At 54.2% G+C, this 17,202-nt stretch carries 11 protein-coding genes; 3 read left to right on the top strand and 8 right to left on the bottom strand.

The genetic code is table 11. From position 1 onward, the window contains the following. Nucleotides 1–162: 162 nt before the first annotated feature. Nucleotides 163–2,244, bottom strand: coding sequence for a helix-hairpin-helix domain-containing protein (locus tag I6E40_RS09040; RefSeq protein WP_235386717.1), 2,082 nt, complete (start codon nucleotides 2,242–2,244; stop codon nucleotides 163–165). A 258-nt stretch (nucleotides 2,245–2,502) separates the two neighbouring features. On the opposite strand from I6E40_RS09040, the gene alaS reads away from it, so the two are divergent. The 3 genes from alaS to I6E40_RS09055 are packed head-to-tail and all read left to right on the top strand — an operon-like array spanning nucleotide 2,503 to nucleotide 5,811. Then, on the top strand, nucleotides 2,503–5,136 hold the full coding sequence (alaS, locus tag I6E40_RS09045; protein WP_235386718.1) for an alanine--tRNA ligase: 2,634 nt from the start codon (nucleotides 2,503–2,505) through the stop codon (nucleotides 5,134–5,136). 22 nt (nucleotides 5,137–5,158) lie between these two features. Continuing rightward, a complete protein-coding gene (locus I6E40_RS09050; RefSeq protein ID WP_235386719.1) occupies nucleotides 5,159–5,677 on the top strand; it encodes a flavin reductase in 519 nt (172 codons plus the stop codon). Next, nucleotides 5,674–5,811, top strand: coding sequence for a hypothetical protein (locus I6E40_RS09055; protein ID WP_235386720.1), 138 nt, complete (start codon nucleotides 5,674–5,676; stop codon nucleotides 5,809–5,811). Before I6E40_RS09050 ends, I6E40_RS09055 begins: the two co-directional genes overlap by 4 nt. A gap of 186 nt (nucleotides 5,812–5,997) precedes the next feature. Here the strand turns inward: I6E40_RS09055 and I6E40_RS09060 are convergent, their stop codons facing one another. From I6E40_RS09060 to I6E40_RS09090, 7 genes are all read right to left on the bottom strand, one after another. Beyond that, the gene (locus tag I6E40_RS09060) at nucleotides 5,998–6,909 is read right to left on the bottom strand and encodes a nucleotidyltransferase (RefSeq protein WP_235386721.1); all 912 of its coding nucleotides are present in this window, start codon (nucleotides 6,907–6,909) and stop codon (nucleotides 5,998–6,000) included. A 187-nt stretch (nucleotides 6,910–7,096) separates the two neighbouring features. Further along, entirely contained in the window at nucleotides 7,097–7,666 is a 570-nt protein-coding gene (locus I6E40_RS09065) for a phosphodiesterase (RefSeq protein WP_235386722.1), read from the bottom strand. Nucleotides 7,667–7,704: 38 nt separating this feature from the next. Continuing rightward, a complete protein-coding gene (locus tag I6E40_RS09070) occupies nucleotides 7,705–9,333 on the bottom strand; it encodes an NAD(P)/FAD-dependent oxidoreductase (protein ID WP_235386723.1) in 1,629 nt (542 codons plus the stop codon). Between the two features lie 133 nt (nucleotides 9,334–9,466). Continuing rightward, nucleotides 9,467–10,855 (bottom strand): DNA repair protein RadA, encoded by a 1,389-nt coding sequence (radA, locus tag I6E40_RS09075; protein ID WP_235386724.1) that lies wholly within the window; start codon nucleotides 10,853–10,855, stop codon nucleotides 9,467–9,469. Between the two features lie 52 nt (nucleotides 10,856–10,907). Then, nucleotides 10,908–11,246: a MerR family transcriptional regulator gene (locus tag I6E40_RS09080; RefSeq protein WP_235386725.1), complete on the bottom strand. Its 339-nt coding sequence runs from the start codon at nucleotides 11,244–11,246 to the stop codon at nucleotides 10,908–10,910. Between the two features lie 266 nt (nucleotides 11,247–11,512). Next, nucleotides 11,513–15,496, bottom strand: a complete 3,984-nt coding sequence (locus I6E40_RS09085; RefSeq protein WP_235386726.1) for a glycoside hydrolase family 2 TIM barrel-domain containing protein — start codon at nucleotides 15,494–15,496, stop codon at nucleotides 11,513–11,515. Between the two features lie 102 nt (nucleotides 15,497–15,598). Further along, the gene (locus tag I6E40_RS09090; protein WP_235386727.1) at nucleotides 15,599–16,255 is read right to left on the bottom strand and encodes a TetR/AcrR family transcriptional regulator; all 657 of its coding nucleotides are present in this window, start codon (nucleotides 16,253–16,255) and stop codon (nucleotides 15,599–15,601) included. Nucleotides 16,256–17,202 lie beyond the last annotated feature (947 nt).

Genomic DNA, 17,202 nt, shown 5'->3' on the forward strand with positions numbered 1-17,202 from the left:
TTCTTGAAGGCAAAATCAGTGTAGAAGTTGACGTATCTTTCTTGAGAGACGGGCTGGTTCATATTCTTTTCTGTTTTGTTGATGCCGCAAAATTACGAAATTTCGGCTAAACATTCACTTTTGCTGCGCAGCCCACGAACGAAAGCCTTGAGTGGTGTGCTTTCACTTCTTCGGTTTCAGCACGTAGCGAAGTTGGAGGGAGAGGTCGTTCTTCCACGGTGAGCGAATCTCTTCGGTGCCAGAGGATTGGGTGGAACGGTTGAGGTAGCGTGTGGAAGAGAAGCGTGCGCCGAGAAAGAGACGCGTACCCACCTTGCACTCCGCCATGGCGACGGCGTGGATGCCGCGGTCAAAGAAAGCGGTTGAAGTGGCGGCGCCCTGCCAGTTGGGTTCATAGGCATAGAGCGAAGCCTCGTAGTCCGTCGCCGAGAAATAAGAAAGGAATCCCTTTAACTGCCAGTGTTTGGTGGCGTTCCATGCCACTCGCGTTGAGCACATCCAGCCGTGGTTCGTTCCTCCCGTTTGGCGTGTGGCAAGTGTGGCGTCAAACTGTCCGGTCACAGACAGCGTCCTACCATTCCAGCGGAAAGCATTTCGTAGTCGGTGCGTCTGGCGATATTCCAATATTTGTTCGTTGGTCACGGTGCGCTGACGGAGGCGTCCTTTGTAGCGCACTTCCCACGTCAGGTTTCTTTTCAGCGAAAGCAGTGACTGCACTTGGAAGTCCAGCCCTTTGGCACCGGGTTGGCAGGCGGTATAGGTCGGTTGTGGGAAGCGATAGAAGTCCAGCCAGGCAGAAATCTGCCATTGGTTGAAAGGGGAGAGGTTGCAACCCAGAATGACGCCGCCTTCGTTGCGGGGACGTGTGTTGCGCGTCTGCACCTCGCCGTAGAGACTCACGAACTCCGGCGTCAGAAAGCGCGCTTGAGCGTAGGCTGTCAGTCTGGGTCCGGCGCGGAAGGAAACAAGATGCTCCGTGGCAAAGTGCATGCCGTTGTCAAATGCGCCCTCTCCCTGTGCGGTCCATTTCCCATAGTTTAAAAAGTAGCCGAGCGACGATGTGACGGCGGTCTGCCCGCGAAAGACGTAGTTATTATAAAAACGAAGCGTCGGATTGACCATCTGCGAGAAATGTGTCACACTGTTCGCCAGTGTCAGCGAGAGATGTTTGCTCTTCCAACGCAGGAATCCGCCACCCGCCCAGACGTCCGCTTGTTGGCGGTGATCAATCTCGTTGAGCGTTCGGTGCAGTCCGTTCGTGTAGAAGGTGAGAATTTCGCCTTCTTCAATGCGTGCGTCCGCCTGGCGATAGGAACCAAAGACGCCACCCACCCAATAACGCCCGGAGAAGGTGGCTGCGGCACCGCGGAAAAAGCGACTCTCGTCGGCAGAGGTGTGAGGACGAAAGAAACGGTCGTCATCGCGGAGGGAAGAACCAAAGCGTTCGGGACCGCCATAGAGTGTCTTGCCAAAGAGCAAGCCGCGGTTCAAGTAGAGTTCATAGTCTCCCACCACAAACGCCCAGCGTTTGCCCTCCGGTCGGAAGAGAAAGTGGGCGGAAAGATAATCATAGGGATAGAAGCCCTCCTTCGCCACCGGTTCTCCCGCATCCTTTTGCAGAATGAGACCATAGCTGCATTGAGAACCGCTCGTGAAACGATAGCGCAGCCAGTGTGCCCATGGGTCTCCGACATAGTAGTTTGAGCGGGAGGGCGACGAGGGCGTTTCATAGCCGGCGCGGCGATAGAACGGCACGTTGAAGCGAGTTTCCAGAGCGTGCGTTCCGCTTTTCCAGATGTTCCGTCGAGTTGAACTGTGCGGTTCGGCGACAACGGGTGTCCACGCGGAGTCGCAACTGACAAAGAGAGAGAGGAAACGTCGGGTGGTGAAGTCCATGCCTGACACCATCATCCAGTCGCCGGGACTGAGAAACCCCTTCTTTCGTTCGCGATAGGCAAGCAGCGAATCCACCTGCGCCGTGCTGAGAAAAGGCAGTTGCAGCAGATTCTCCCGCGAGGCGCGGTTGATTTGCAGCGGACTTTGTGCCAGGCTCTCCAGCCACTCCAGTTGCTGCACATCCAGCCCCTCTTCATCCGCCGGACAGTATTCACTCAAGAAATCCTCCCAATTCAATTCCGCCTCTTGCTTCATCTGCGCTCGTAACCCAGAGAACACGCCGCACAAGAGTGCGACGAGCAACAACTTGAGTTGGAGTGGGGAAGAAGGAATGGAGTGGAGAGGCATGACAGAGGAAATGAGAGTGTGAGGGGAATGCTATAAATTAGAATGAGTTAATATTTGAACTCTCTTTATTCCGTAATTCATAGAACAGCGCTTAGGTGCCTAATGCATTGCAATGATAGTGAAAAACTGCGGAAAACGACGTGCCTTTATTACCTATTTCCGTCTTGCGGCAGAAAAGCTTGTGCAGTTTTACGCTTCAGTGCCTTGATTTTTGTAATTTTGCGCGCGAAAAACGAAATATTACAACACGTTATAAAAATGACAGCAAACGAAATCAGAGAATCCTTCAAGGACTTTTTTGCTAAGAAGGGACACGCTGTGGTGCCCTCTGCCCCCATGGTGATTAAAGATGACCCGACACTGATGTTCACCAATGCCGGAATGAATCAGTGGAAAGATATAATCCTCGGAACTCGCGACCCGGAACCGAGACGCCGTGCCGACAGTCAGAAATGTCTGCGCGTCAGCGGAAAACACAACGACCTCGAAGAAGTCGGACATGACACCTATCATCACACTATGTTTGAAATGCTCGGAAACTGGAGTTTTGGAGACTACTTCAAGGAAGGCGCAATCGACATGGCGTGGGAATATCTCGTAGATGTGTTGAAACTCAATCCTGCCGACCTCTATGCCACCGTTTTCGAAGGCTCAGACGAGGAAGGTCTCGCAAGAGATGATGAGGCTGCCAAGTTTTGGCTGAAGCACCTCCCTGCAGACCACATTATCAATGGAAACAAACACGACAACTTCTGGGAAATGGGCGACACCGGTCCCTGCGGTCCCTGCTCCGAAATACATCTTGACAGCCGCAGCGCCGAAGAAAAAGCCAAAGTGCCCGGTGCTTCGCTCGTCAACAAAGACAATCCGCAAGTCATTGAGATTTGGAACATTGTCTTCATGCAGTTCAACCGCAAAGCCAACGGCAGTCTCGAACCCCTCTCCATGAACGTCATTGACACCGGCATGGGCTTCGAGAGACTCGTGAGAGCCATCCAGGGAAAGACTTCGAACTATGACACCGACGTATTCCAACCCATTTTGAAGCGCATCGGTGAACTCTCCGGTTTTGAATATGGCAAGGACGAACGCACCGACGTCGCCATGCGTGTCATCGCTGACCACCTTCGCGCCATCTCCTTCTCCATTGCCGACGGTCAGTTGCCCTCCAACGCCAAGGCGGGCTACGTCATTCGTCGCATCCTTCGCCGTGCCGTTCGCTACGCCTACACTTTCCTCGGACAGCGCGAAGCCTTCCTCTGCAAACTCGTTCCCACTCTTGTGGAAGAAATGGGTGACGCCTATCCCGAACTCAAAGCACAGCAGGTGCTCATCGGAAGAGTCATGCAGGAAGAAGAAGAGAGCTTCCTCCGCACCCTCTCCACCGGCATCAGTCTCCTTGAAGGAGTCATGGCGGAAACCAAGGCTGCCGGGAAGACTGTCGTGGATGGCGAGAAAGTCTTCACCCTCTTTGATACCTACGGTTTCCCGCTTGACCTCACTCAACTCATCTGCCAAGAAAACGGATTGACCGTGGACGAGAAAGGTTTTGACGCAGAGATGCAGAAACAGAAGGAACGGGCTCGCAACGCGGCTGCCGTTGAAACTGACGACTGGGTGGTGCTTCGTGAAGGCGACACCGAGTTCAAAGGTTGGGACTACACCGAATTTGACTGTCACATCCTGCGCTACCGTCGCGTGCAGCAGAAGAAACAAACCTTTTTTGAACTTGTGCTCGACACCACTCCGTTCTACGCAGAAATGGGTGGACAGGTCGGAGACTGCGGACGTCTCGTCAGCGCAGAAGAAACCATTGAAATCTTTGACACAAAGCGCGAGAACAACCTCCCCATCCATCTCACCAAGAAACTGCCCGCTCATCCCGAGGCAGCCTTCCGCGCCGAGGTGGATTTGAAAGCACGCCGAGGCAGCGAGGCAAACCACACTGCCACCCACCTCTTGGACCAAGCCTTGAGAGAGGTGCTCGGAACGCACGTTGAGCAGAAAGGTTCGCTCGTCACCGCAGACTATCTCCGCTTTGACTTTTCCCACTTCCAGAAGGTGTCGCCCGAAGAACTGCGCAAGGTGGAACGCCTCGTCAATCGTCGCATCCGCGAAGACATTCCTCTGACTGACCACCGCGATGTGCCCATGGAGGAAGCCAAGAAACTCGGTGCCATCGCCCTCTTCGGAGAAAAATACGGCGACCGTGTCAGAGTCGTGCAGTTTGACAAGAGCGTTGAGTTCTGTGGCGGTTGTCACGTCAAGTCCACCGGACGCATCGGTCTTTTCCGCATTCTTTCTGAAAGCAGCGTGGCTGCCGGTGTGCGTCGCATCGAAGCCATCACAGGACAGGTGGCAGAAGAGAGCGTCTATGCACAAGAGGATCTGCTCAACAACCTCAAATCCTTCTTCAACAACGCCAAAGACCTCACAGCCGTCATCAGAAAGACCATTGAGGAGAACGATGGACTGAAAAAACAAGTGGAAGGCTACGTGAAAGAACAAGTGAACGCACTTCGCGACCGCCTTGTTTCCTCAGCACGTGAGTGCGGAAATGGAGTCCGCCTTGTCAAGGCTGTTCTTCCCGTTGGCATCTCTCCCGAGGCTGCCAAGGATTTGGCTTTCCAAATTTCCGGCATTCTGCCTGAAAACACCCTTTGTGTGTTGGGCACGAGCCATGAAGGCAAACCGCTTCTCACGGTCATGATAAGCAAGAATCTCATTGAAACCAAACAACTCAACGCCGGACAACTCGTTCGTGAAGCAGCCAAACTCATCAAGGGTGGCGGCGGTGGTGCACCTCACTTCGCCACAGCAGGCGGTAAGGACGTCAACGGACTTAATGACGCTGTGAACAAAGTGGTTGAACTGGCAAACATCATGTGCTGAAACAAGATTTTCTGACAAAATCATGAAACAGACAACCATTGAACGTTTGGCGAAGGAGAATCTGTTTGAAACGGTTGGCAAAGAATGGATGCTCATCACGGCTGGTACGCCGGAGAACTTCAACATGATGACAGCCTCTTGGGGCGGTTTCGGTTGGCTCTGGAACAAGCCCGTGGCATTCATTTTTGTCCGTCCGGAGCGTTTCACCTTCCCTCTCATTGAACAGAACGACCCTGTCACTTTGTCCTTCTATGGTCACGACCCCGCCATGCGAAAAATGCTTTCCTTCTGTGGCTCTGCCTCCGGACGTGACCACGACAAAGTGAAGGAATCCGGCTTGACGCCCGAGTTCCTCCCCGAGGGAGGCATCACCTTCCGTGAAGCACGTCTCACAGTGGTCGGACGAAAACTCTTCGGCTCCGACTTCACCGAGCAAAACTTCTTGGACAAAGACGTGCTCGCTCGTTGGTACAATGACCAGCCTGGCGGAAGCCTTCACAAACTGTATGTCCTCGAAATCCAACAAGTCTTTGAGGCGTGAGCCATATATTGAAGAACTGCTTAAATAGTCAAAACAATAACGGCTACGGCATTTTCTATTCTCCTTGCATCGGATGTGGCGAAACCGGCAGAGTGGCTTGCCCCTACTGTGGCGCCGACGGCATGGTGGAGTGAGCAGTCTGCACACCTAAGCGAAGGGCATGGATTGAAGTGGTGTCATCACATCTTCAATCCATGCCTCTTTTTTGTAGCGTGGGACAATTCCGTCAGCCAACGTTTCCGCGGTGTTCGGATGCTTACAAAAAAACTGCACCCTCATTTCGCGGGTGCAGTTTTTTTAGAAAATGTGGATGGTTCGTTTCAGAACATTTTTTCGGGATAAACACCGTCGTCAGCGAGTTTCTGGAACTTAGCAACGACTTCGGGACGATCCTCGGGATAGGTGACGCCAAACCATTTGGAGGTAGTGTCAAGCACTTCGCAGGTGGCAGTACCGTCCTTGATGAGTTTGTCCACCATGAGCGGAATGAAGAACTCGCTCTTGAGGTTTTCCATGTTCTTCGGGTCAGAGAGGAAAGTTTTGAAATATTCCTCGCTGTGTGCGAAATAGTCAGGAGTGAAGCCCCAGAAGTTCATGGAAACGGGGGTGGTGTCGGGGATAGCCACCCAGTTGTCATCATCGTCAAGATATTTCACGACGCCGTCGAAGCGCTGAATCTTGGTGCGTTCCACCACGGAAGTGAGGTGATGGTTCTCATCGTTTTCGCAGACGCCGCGGCTGACGGTTCCACTTTCGCTCAGCGTGTTTCCAACGCGGAAGCCGACCATGGCATATTTTCCGGTGGAACCTTCGGGAAGTTCGGAGAGCCACTTGCCCATCACTTGGAAAGCGTCTCTGTCATAGAAGTCATCGCAGTTGAGCACGGCAAACGGCTCTTTGATGACGTCCTTACCCATCATGACTGCGTGGTTGGTTCCCCAGGGTTTGGTGCGTTCAGCGGGGCAGGTGAAACCTTCGGGCAGTGCATCGAGCGCTTGGAAAACGAGTTCGCAGGGGATGTGTCCTTCATATTTTGAGAGGACGATGTTGCGGAAGTCTTCTTCAAAGTCTTTGCGGATGACGAAGACGAGTTTGCCAAAGCCGGCGTTGATGGCGTCATAGATGGAGTAGTCCATGATGGTTTCGCCGTGAGGACCGAGTTTGTCAAGTTGTTTCAAACCGCCGTAACGACTGCCCATACCGGCAGCAAGGAGGAAAAGAGTAGGTTTCATGATTAGTTAGATTTATTTTGGGTTTAAAAGTTTCCGCTTTGTGTGAGAGCATGTTCTTTATCTCTCCGCAAAACTACAATTTTTTTCTGTATGTCATGCTGCGAGTCCAAACTTTTAGTCCTTTTGTTTGAAAGTAGTGACGAAAATAAGGGAAAGCGACTTCTCTTTGACAAGTTTTTTGGCATCTTCACACCGCGAGGTGGCAGAGGCGGAGGGCTTCGTCAATCATTGGTTGCGGCACTTCGCCGATTGCTTTCAAAAAGTGGGGCATTTCCTCGGCATAGACGTGAGCCATGCGTTGCACGGGATGCCAGAGCGTGGAAAAGGTCATGTTGGCGAGGCGGTCGCACATTTTGACGTACGGTGCCCACGGAGTCTGCCGAATGCCGGCATAGTATGCTGCTCCGGCGCGCTCGGCTCGGGTGCGGCCTTTGTCGTTGGTGAGGGCATAGACGATTTCGGCGGCGGCAGTTGCGTCGAGCAGAAGGTTGTGTTCGTCGCGCAGACGGGTCAGCAATTTCTTCAAGTCGTTGTAGGTAAGGCGTGCATCTTCGATGGCATCGTGAAAGAGGGCGGCGGCTAAAATTGTTTCTTCCGTCGCTTCGTCCACTTCGAGGCAGTACATGTAGCGAGAAGCGAAGGAGGCGGTGAGGCGAAGGTGAAACTCGTAGGGCAGGTAGCCGCCGTAGTGGTGATTCGTCTCGGCGTGCACACGTGCCGCCGTTTGAGCCAGCAAGTCAAAGTGAGTTTGGTTCATAACACCATATTATTAAATAGTCTCAAAATGCGTCTGTTTCATCCGTTCGCCATTTGCAGGGCGCACTGTTCCGCACATCGCTCGCCGTCGATGGCAGCGCTGACGATTCCGCCGGCGTAACCTGCACCCTCGCCGCAGGGATAGAGTCCGGCGAGACGAACGTGGTGAAGCGAGAGCGGGTCGCGGAGGATTCGCACAGGAGCGGAAGTGCGTGTTTCAATGGCAATCATCGCTGCTTCCGAGGTCAGGAAGCCGTGGCTGCGGCGCCCGAACTGAAGGAAACCGTCTCGCAGACGGCGGTCAAAGAAGGCGGGGAGCCAGAAGTGGAGTGGGGAAGAAACCGTGCCGGGCGAGTAACTTGTAGTCGGTAGATCGTAACTCAGTCTTCGGTTCACGAAGTCCGTCATTCGCTGCGAGGGAGCGCGTTGCGTTCGATTTCCCTGAATCCAGCATCGTTTTTCAAGTGCTTCCTGCAGAGTCATCATGCAGAGCGGGTGGTTTGCGGCGAACTCTTCCGAGTGGAGTGCGGTGAAGTCCGTGTCGCCTTTCATCTCCTCGACAAAAGGCTTCAGTTCTCCGTCAAGGTCTTCCGTGCGCGTCTCGACAACCATGCCCGAGTTGCTCCATTTCGAGTTGCGGAGACTGGGGCTCATCCCGTTCACCACAATCTGCTCCGGACCGCTCGCGGCGGGCACCACGATGCCGCCGGGGCACATGCAGAAACTATAGACGCCGCGACCGAAACTTTGCGTGACGAAACTGTACTCTGCCGCGGGAAGATATTTCCCTCTTCCCTGCCGACTGTGATACTGAATCTGGTCAATCATCTGCGCGGGGTGTTCCAAGCGCACGCCGATGGCAAGGGGTTTGGCTTCGATTTCCACGCCGGCGTTGTGGAGGTGTCGATAGACGTCTCGCGCGGAGTGTCCCGTGGCGAGTATGACCGGACCTTCAAATTCTTTTCCGTTCTCACAGACGACGCCTTGGACTCTGTCGCCGCGCAGCGTCAGCGAGACCACTTTTGTCTGAAAATGCACCTCTCCGCCGGAAGCGCGGATTTGGTTGCGCATAGACTCTATGATTCTCGGCAGACGGTCTGTGCCGATGTGCGGATGAGCGTCGGCGAGAATGTCGGTAGAAGCACCGAACTGACAGAAAACGCGCAGAATCTTTTCGACGTTGCCGCGTTTTTTTGAGCGGGTGTAGAGTTTCCCGTCGGAGTAGGCACCTGCGCCGCCTTCGCCGAAGGAGTAGTTGCTCTCCGCATCGACGCGGTGTTCGCGGGAGATGCGGGCGATGTCCTTGCGCCGTTCGTGAACGTCTTTGCCTCGCTCCAAAACGATGGGGCGGCAGCCCAGTTCAATCAGACGCAGGGCGGCGAAGAGTCCGCCGGGTCCGGCACCGACGACAATGACGGCGGGAGCGTGGGAGACGTCGGGATAGTCCACGGGAGTGAAGTCCAGCGCCGGCGCGGGTTCGTTGATATAGACGTCCACGCCGAGATTGACGAAGACGGTTCGTTGGCGCGCATCGATGCTGCGGCGTCGAATGCGCAGGGCTTGTATGGTTCGGGCGTCTATGCCCCATTCCTGCGCAATGCGGCGGATGAGGCTATCTTCGCGGTAGGCGATGTCAGGAGTGACGCGGAGGGATATTTCTCGTTTCAAGATTCATGCGGCTTTGCCGCGAGTTACGGGGTGTTCTATAAATTACGGGATAAGGAATGTTCAAAAGAAAGTGCTCAACCTAATTTTTAGAACACCCCTTCAGGTTTCAGTTTTTTATTGGTGCGGTTGGCTTTTAGCCGAAGAGTTCTCTCAACGCGTGTTCCACGCGGGCAACGGGAACGACTTCGATGGAGCGGGTGGCGGAGGCTTCGAGGTTTCCTTTGTTCGCTTCGGGAATCAGCATTCGTTGAAATCCGAGTTTCTCCGCTTCCGCGATGCGTTGTGCAATGCGCGAGACGGGGCGAATCTCGCCGCTGAGTCCAACCTCGCCTGCCATGCAGGTCAGTCGGTCGATGGGCGTATCGACATTGCTCGAAAGCACGGAGGCAATGACGGAGAGGTCGATGGCAGGGTCTGTGACGCGGATGCCGCCGGCGATGTTGAGGAAGACGTCCTTCTGTGCGAGTTTGAAGCCGACGCGTTTCTCGAGCACGGCGAGGAGCATGTTCAGTCGTCTTATGTCGAAGCCTGTGGCAGAGCGCTGCGGTGTGCCGTAGGCGGCAGTGGAAACCAGCGCCTGCGTTTCGATGAGGAAAGGTCTGACTCCTTCGATGGCAGCCGAAACGGCAACGCCACTCAGTTCTTCCTTCGTCTGCGTCAGCAGGAACTCCGAGGCGTTTGCCACGGGGCGCAGTCCATTCTGTCGCATCTCATAGATTCCCAACTCGGAAGTTGAGCCGAAGCGGTTTTTGATGCTTCGGAGGATGCGGTAGATGAAGTGGCGGTCGCCTTCAAACTGCAGCACCGTATCAACCGTGTGTTCCAACACTTTGGGACCGGCGATGGAGCCCTCCTTGGTGATGTGTCCCACGATGAAAACTGGGACGCCGCTTTCTTTGGCATATTTCAGGAGCGCGGCGGCACATTCGCGGATTTGGCTGATGGAGCCGGGCGAACTCTCCACGTGTTCGACGCTCATGGTTTGAATTGAATCCACGACGAGGAGTTGCGGTCGCACATCCTTCAGTTGGGCGAAGAGTTTCTCGAGTTGCGTTTCGCAGAGCAGCAGGACGTGTTCTTGGTTCGTGCCGAGTCGGTCGGCGCGCAGTTTGATTTGTTGTTCGCTTTCCTCCCCGCTGACATAGAGCACGCTGATGTTTTGCAGTTGGAGAATGGTTTGGAGCAGCAGGGTGGACTTACCGATGCCCGGTTCGCCGCCGATGAGCACCATGGAGCCCGGGACGATGCCTCCGCCCAGGACTCTGTTCAGTTCCGGGTCCGCCGTGAGGATGCGTGCTTCGTGGGTCGCTTCGATTTGCGAAAGAGGCACGGGTCTGCTGCTTCGGTCGGAGACACCCAACGCCCCGTCAGCCAAGGTTTTTGCTCGGGGCGTCGTGGTTTCGGGGGCGAGGTGAAGTTCTTTCATGGTGTTCCATCTGCCGCAGGCGGGACATTTCCCGACCCATTTGGGCGAGTCTTGTCCACACTCCTGACAGACGAACACGGTTTTGTTTTTTGCCATTGTTTTGGTTTCGGTTGGAGGAAGCGCTTGGTGAGAGCGTGTGATGTGGCTTTTACATTCCTTCCACGGCTTTTTTCATCGTGACCAGTTCTTCACGGATTTCCTTGAGTCGTTTGACGACTTCGAGTGTTTGTTGCGTGCCCTCTTTGTTTTTTTTCAAGAGTTCGCGCGCCGCGGCGAGTTTCAAGCCTCTTCCTTTCACAAGGTCGTAGATGGTGCGGATTTGTTCAATGTCATCTTTGCTGTAGAAGCGCACGCCGCGTCCTCCTTTTTTGGGAGAGATTTGGGGGAACTCGCGTTCCCAATAGCGGAGCAGGGTTTCGTTCACGTTGAACATGTCTGCCACCTCCTTGATGGAGAAGAACATTTTGGAATCTTTTTCGCTGGACATGGTGAAGGGTTAAGTGGGCGTTCTTTATTCCTTATGGGGTGTTCTAAAAATTAGGTTGAGTTGATTTTTGATTTCTTAGAGATGATTTTTTGTGAGTTGAGGAAGGAGCATAGCGGGCTATGTGACTGACGAAACTTACAAAAGGGCGCGCTAAGAAACAAAAAGCGACCAAAACGTAAGCACTTTCTTTTGAACGTTCCTTATTCCGTAATTTATAGAACACTCCTAATATATATAATAATGTGTATGAACCTCGCGAGCGTGACTCACTGTTTCGAGATGCGGAGTTTGTAGGTGAGCGGTTTTTCCGGCACTCTGTAGGTCGGCAGCGTATCGACGTCTTGTCCGCAAGAAGCGTTTCCGACGCCGCGCATCCACGCGTCAAGATGGAGCACGGTGTAGGGGCGCGGTGTGAGTTCCCACTGGTGGAAGGCGTTCATGAGGTCCTCGTCGGTGTAGGGCAGGGCAGAGAAGGATACCTTTCCTTCGGTTTGAATCTTCACGCCGAAGCCTTTTCCGTTGCTGAGGACGAGTTCGCGGAGTTCTTCGCGTGTGCCGGTGGATTGCGGTTTGACGTAGGGTTCGCAGAAGTCGGCGATGCGGGAGGCATAGCGACCTGCCACGACTCCGTCTTTTCTGTCGCAGGTGTTTTCCCAGGGACCGAGGGCATAGTAGTCGGCGCGCGAGAGACTGCTGTCCACCATGCAAACCAAGCCGGCGCGGCGCAGGTTGCCGGAGTGAGGAACGAAACGTGCTTCGACATCCACGATGCCTTGGGGATAGAGCACGTAGTCAATCTCCGTGTCGCAGAGACTTCCCTTGCGACTCGTCTTGACAATGGTTAGTCCGTACTCCTCCGTCACTCGAATCTTGCCCTTTGCTTCCAGCCCGTTTGCGGTGTTGCCGAAGCGGTCGTTCTCAATCCAGCGGTGGTTGGCATATTCAAAGCCCAAGCCGTCGGCAATGATTTGATGACCGTCGAGCGCAAGTCCGGTGAGGCGGGCGGTTTCGTTGTCAAAGGTCAGCGCGAGGTGTGGGTTTGTGATGCGTGTTTCGTGCAGTGCCGAAGTTTGCACGAAGTCAGGTGCCGAAGCGTCGGCGCAGAGCATTGGCAGAGGCTGCTGTTCGGTCAGAGTGAACTGAGCGAGTGCCACTTCATGTCCTTTTGTGGCGTAGGGGCTTGCGTTGTTTTCCAGGAGTCGGAGCGTCAGCAGGCGTTCCTTGCTGCCGTCGGCGGCTTTCACTTTCGGCAGTTTCAGTGACAGTGTGCATGTGGCACCGGGTTTTGTGTCGGCGAGTTTCACAGTTTTTGCTTTGTTCACGTGCCCGTCGCTCAGAAGTTCGTAGCGAAGACTAAACTCGTTGAGGTTGCGGAAGGCATATTGGTTGTCGAGACTGACGGTAGCAATGCCGGTGGCAGTGTTCATGTTGTCAAGACGCAGTTTCACGTACTGATAGGCAGCCTTCACTTCCTTGAGTTTCGGGCTTTCCTCGCGGGTGGCGGGAATCACGCCGTTGGAGCAGAAGTTTCCTTGGTGCGGTCCGGGGAAGTCGTAGCCCGTGCGGAGTTTTTTGATGCCCTTTTTGAGTTCGCGCGGTTCGTAGATTGCCTGGTCCACCCAGTCCCAGATGCAGCCGCCGATGGTGGCGTCGGAGTGTTCGATGACGTCCCAATATTCGTGGAGGTTACCAATGGCGTTGCCCATGGCGTGTGCATATTCACAGAGGAACATCGGTTTGTCGAGTCCGGAAGTGTTCTGGTTCATCCACGCCATGCCGGGGTACATTTTAGAATAGAAGTCAGAGAAGCGTCCGCCGCCGTAACTGTTCCCGCCGCGAGTGCCTTCGTAGTGTACGGGGCGGCTGTCGAGTCGTTTGGCTTCGTCGTAGCAGGCTCGGAAGTTCTCGCCGTTGCCTGCCTCGTTTCCAAGGCTCCACATGACCACGGAAGGATGGTTTCGGTCTCGTGTCACCATGCGGGTGATTCGGTCGCGGAAGGCGGGAATCCAGGAAGCGCGGTCGCTGATTCCTTGGTTGGCATGGTCTTCGAGGTCGGCTTCGTCGCAGACGTAGAGTCCGTAGAAGTCATACATTGCATAGAGGCGGCTGTGGTTCGGATAGTGTGACGTGCGGACGGTGTTGATGTTGTTTTGTTTCATGAGGTTCACGTCGCGCAGCATCTCTTCTGTGGTGACGGCGCGTCCGTGGAGCGGGGAGGTGTCGTGGCGGTTCACGCCTTTGAGCAGGACTTTCTTACCGTTGACATAGAGTTGCGAGCCTTTCACCTCCACGGTGCGGATGCCGACTTTGGTGTTGAACGCCATTTCGTCGGCACCGTCCTGCGCTTGTTGAACAATGTCGAGGGAATAGAGGTTCGGATGCTCTGCGCTCCAGAGTTTCGGGTTGTTCACGGTGAGGGTGAACGTCTTGCTGAGCAGCGTGTCGTTGGGTGCAAGTGAAAGTTGCGCTTGGGTGACGGCGGCGACCTTTCCTTGCGGGTCGTAGAGTCGGAGCGTCACTTGCTTCTTTGCGCTCATGCGGTCGCGGTTGTCCAGTTCCAGTTTCACTTGCACGGTTGCGGTTTCGGCGTCGTCGGCAAGCGTGGTGGTGACATGGTGGTCACGCACTGCCACTTTCGGTGTGGCGAAGAGATAGACGTCTCGGAAGATACCGCTCATGCGGAACATATCCTGGCATTCCAGGTAGGAGCCGTCGCTCCAGCGGAAGACCTGCACGGCGAGTGTGTTCTCGCCCTTGACGAGATGGGCGGTGACGTCAAATTCGGAGACGTTGTTTGCGCCTTGTGTGTAGCCCACATATTTTCCATTCACCCAGACCAGGGCGGCGGAGTAGATGCCGTCGAAGTGAAGGAAGACGCGCTCGCCGTCCCAAGCATCGGGCACACTGAAACTTTGGAGATAGGAGCCGACCGGGTTGATGCCGTAGTTCTTTCCTCCGTCGTTGAAGCCCGGTCTTGCCTTGATGAAGGGCGGCGTGTTGGAGTGCGGATATTCCACGTTGGCGTAGATGGGTCGGTCGTAGCCCTGCATTTCCCAGTTGGAAGGCACGGGAATCGTGTCCCAGGCGGAGGCGTCGAAGCCGGGTTGGAAGAAGTCGAGGGGGCGCTGTGAAGGTTCGCTGACGAAGTGGAATTTCCACGTGCCGTTCAGTGACAGGAAGCGGCTGCTTTTGGGGGTGAGCCAGGGAGTGGCGTAATAGTTTTTGTCTGCGCGCATCTGACTTTCGGAAGCGTAGGGGAGATAGGTGGCTACTCCGTTTTCCTTGTTTTGCTGGAAAATCGTTTCGTCTTCCCAGATGGGCGATTTGATTTTAGGTTTCTCAACCTGCTCGAAGGTGAACCATGCGCTGCGGTCTTTGAGATCCAGATCCACGGCTTTCAGTTCGCCGTTGCGGACGGCATACATTTTGTCTGCCTTCTTTGGATTCGCCGAGCGGATGACGAAGGCATCGTTTTCGACGGGGACGAACTCGAAGCGTGCGTTGTTCCAGACGCCTTCTTGTCCTTGCCATTGCAGCAGCCAGGTGATGGAAGCGTTGTCGCCGCCATCGTCAAAGTTTTGCGGATAGAACGCTCCTTCCACCACGCGCTGATTCAGGTTCGGCATTTTCACGGTCCAATATTGTCCGCGGTTCGTCGCGTCTGCTTTTTCCGTCACGATGCGAGCGTTGTTCTCGCCCGAGTCGCCGTTTCCAATGACCAGTTCCGGCGTGGAGAAGGGGTGGATGCGATAGGTGAGTGCCACGTCGAAGCCGGACTTCGCCGCTTTTTTTATTTCAAAAAGACACGCCTTGTTGCCTGCTGCCTGCGTTTTCGGAATCAGCGTCGCCTTGCCGCCGGAGACTGCGGCGACCATGTCGGGTCGGTTGGTTGGCACGAGCCAGAGCCCGCCCTCCTGTTCCACCATTTTCCAAAGTTGTGCTTCGTCGGAGCCGTTGTTTTCTCCCGCTTCAAGTCCCGTGGCGGAGGCGCGGACGCCGAGGTTGGAGAACGGACAAATCATGCGCCACGAGCCGGAGAGTTCCGACAGGTTGAAGTGCTGCCCCGCTCTGTCTTCGTGGAGGGGTGCGACGATGAGTTTTCCCGCCGCGTCGATTTCGAGGGCGTTGCCTTTCTGGTTGAGTGGGAGGAGATGATAGAGTGCGCCGCGGACGAAGGTCTGTGCTGAGGCTGTTGTCAGAACGCTGAGACAGACGAGAAGCGCGAGCAAATGGGAAAGACGGTTTTTCATGGTGAAGAAGGAGTTGGTTGCGAGAGATGATTCAAGATTTGTGCGGATGTGACGTGTTTGAAATGTCATCTGCACAAACAGATTGGAAGCGCGTGTGAGGAATCAGCGTTGCGCCTCGGTTTGCATATGTTCTTTGAGGTTTTGGAGGAAGTGGTCAATCAAGGTGACGCCCTTGACGGTGGCGCATCCTCGGAAGTAGATGAGAATCGTGTTGGCGAAGATTTCCGCCAGGGAGTAGTGTTTCAGCGTTTCGTTCGCCTGCCAGTTTTTCAGTTGGTTGCAGAACTGGCTGTAGATGATGCGATAGTTCAGTCCGACGAGGAAGTAGCCTTGCTCCACGCCTTTTTGCATGAACTCCAGCGCTTCCGCCTCTTCCGAGCGAGTGTTTCTGTCAATTTCCTGCATGACTTTGGGATATTTCCCGATTTCTTCAAAGAAACTTGGTTCGATGGTTTGCAGGAATCTGAGTCTGATTTCAAACGTTTTCAGGAGAATCTCCAAGACGTTGTTGTTCTCTTCAAAAGTTTCGCTGAGCATGCGTTTCATTTGGTTTCGATGCTTCTGCATGCAGGCAAGAATCAATTCTTCTTTGTCGGCGAAGATTTGGTAGAGCGTACGCTTCGACATGGTCAGCGCGTGTGCGATGTCGTCCATGGTGACGTTTTTCACGCCTTGGCTGTGAAACGCCTTTGTGGCGACGTCGATGATGTGTTCTTTGATTTCGTGGCGATTGATTTCGCTGTGATGATGTGGACTCATGATGTTTTAGAGGAGAAAGTACCGCTTCGCTGCGGTTTCAAGGGGGTGAAGGAGCCCCGAACTCCAAGGGGTTGTTGGGTCTTGTGTAAGTTTGTGTGGCGGTGTGTCATAATGCACATTGGATACACCCTCAAAGGTGCGTCAGAATGGCTATGATGCAAGGCACTGAGGATGAGGGTGCAGGGAGTGTACTGAAGTACATGACCAAGCCCGAATCCGATAGCAACGCAGCAGATTGGCTATTATGACGCACCGCCTTGTTCTTCGCCTCGCAAAGATAGTAATTTTCCCACTCTTTCGTGAAAAACAAGCATCTTTTGTCGTTTTTGCTTCGTTGAAAGGATGGGTTGGCGGAAGAGGACGGGCAGAACGAGGGCAGAGATGCCCACACAGGCGATTACATACCAACGATTTCAAATAACTCTTGTATGAAGGTGTCTCGGACGCTGCGTGATCAGCCAAATTTCAACGAACTATTGCGTATATCAATTGGGAACAAAAATCCTGCAAACCCTACACAAAACCCTACATTCTCTTCGTATCTCGCTGATTCTCCGTGCGTTGCACTGTGTAGGGTTTGAACCAAAAATCCTACACAAACCCTGCACTGAACCCTACATGGGAACTAAGGGTCAAAGAGACTAAGAGTCAAAGAGACAAAGAGTCAAAGAGACAAAGAGACAAAGAGTCAAAGAGACAAAGAGACTAAGAGACTAAGAGACGGAGCCTACCCCAACCCCTCCCTAAAGGGAAGGGCTTTGTTGCGGCGCTGATGCACCGCACATGGGGGCTTTTGGGGAGACAAAGAGACAAAGAGACAAAGAGACAAAGAGACAAAGAGTCAAAGAGACTAAGAGAGGAAGAGTGGGAGAGAGGAAGGCAAAGAAAAACTATGGGAAGGGAAAGAAAAACTAGGGGAAGGGAAAGAAAAACTATGGGAAGGCTAA

The organism is Prevotellamassilia timonensis, assembly GCF_021531665.1.
In the GTDB taxonomy this organism is placed as follows: domain Bacteria; phylum Bacteroidota; class Bacteroidia; order Bacteroidales; family Bacteroidaceae; genus Alloprevotella.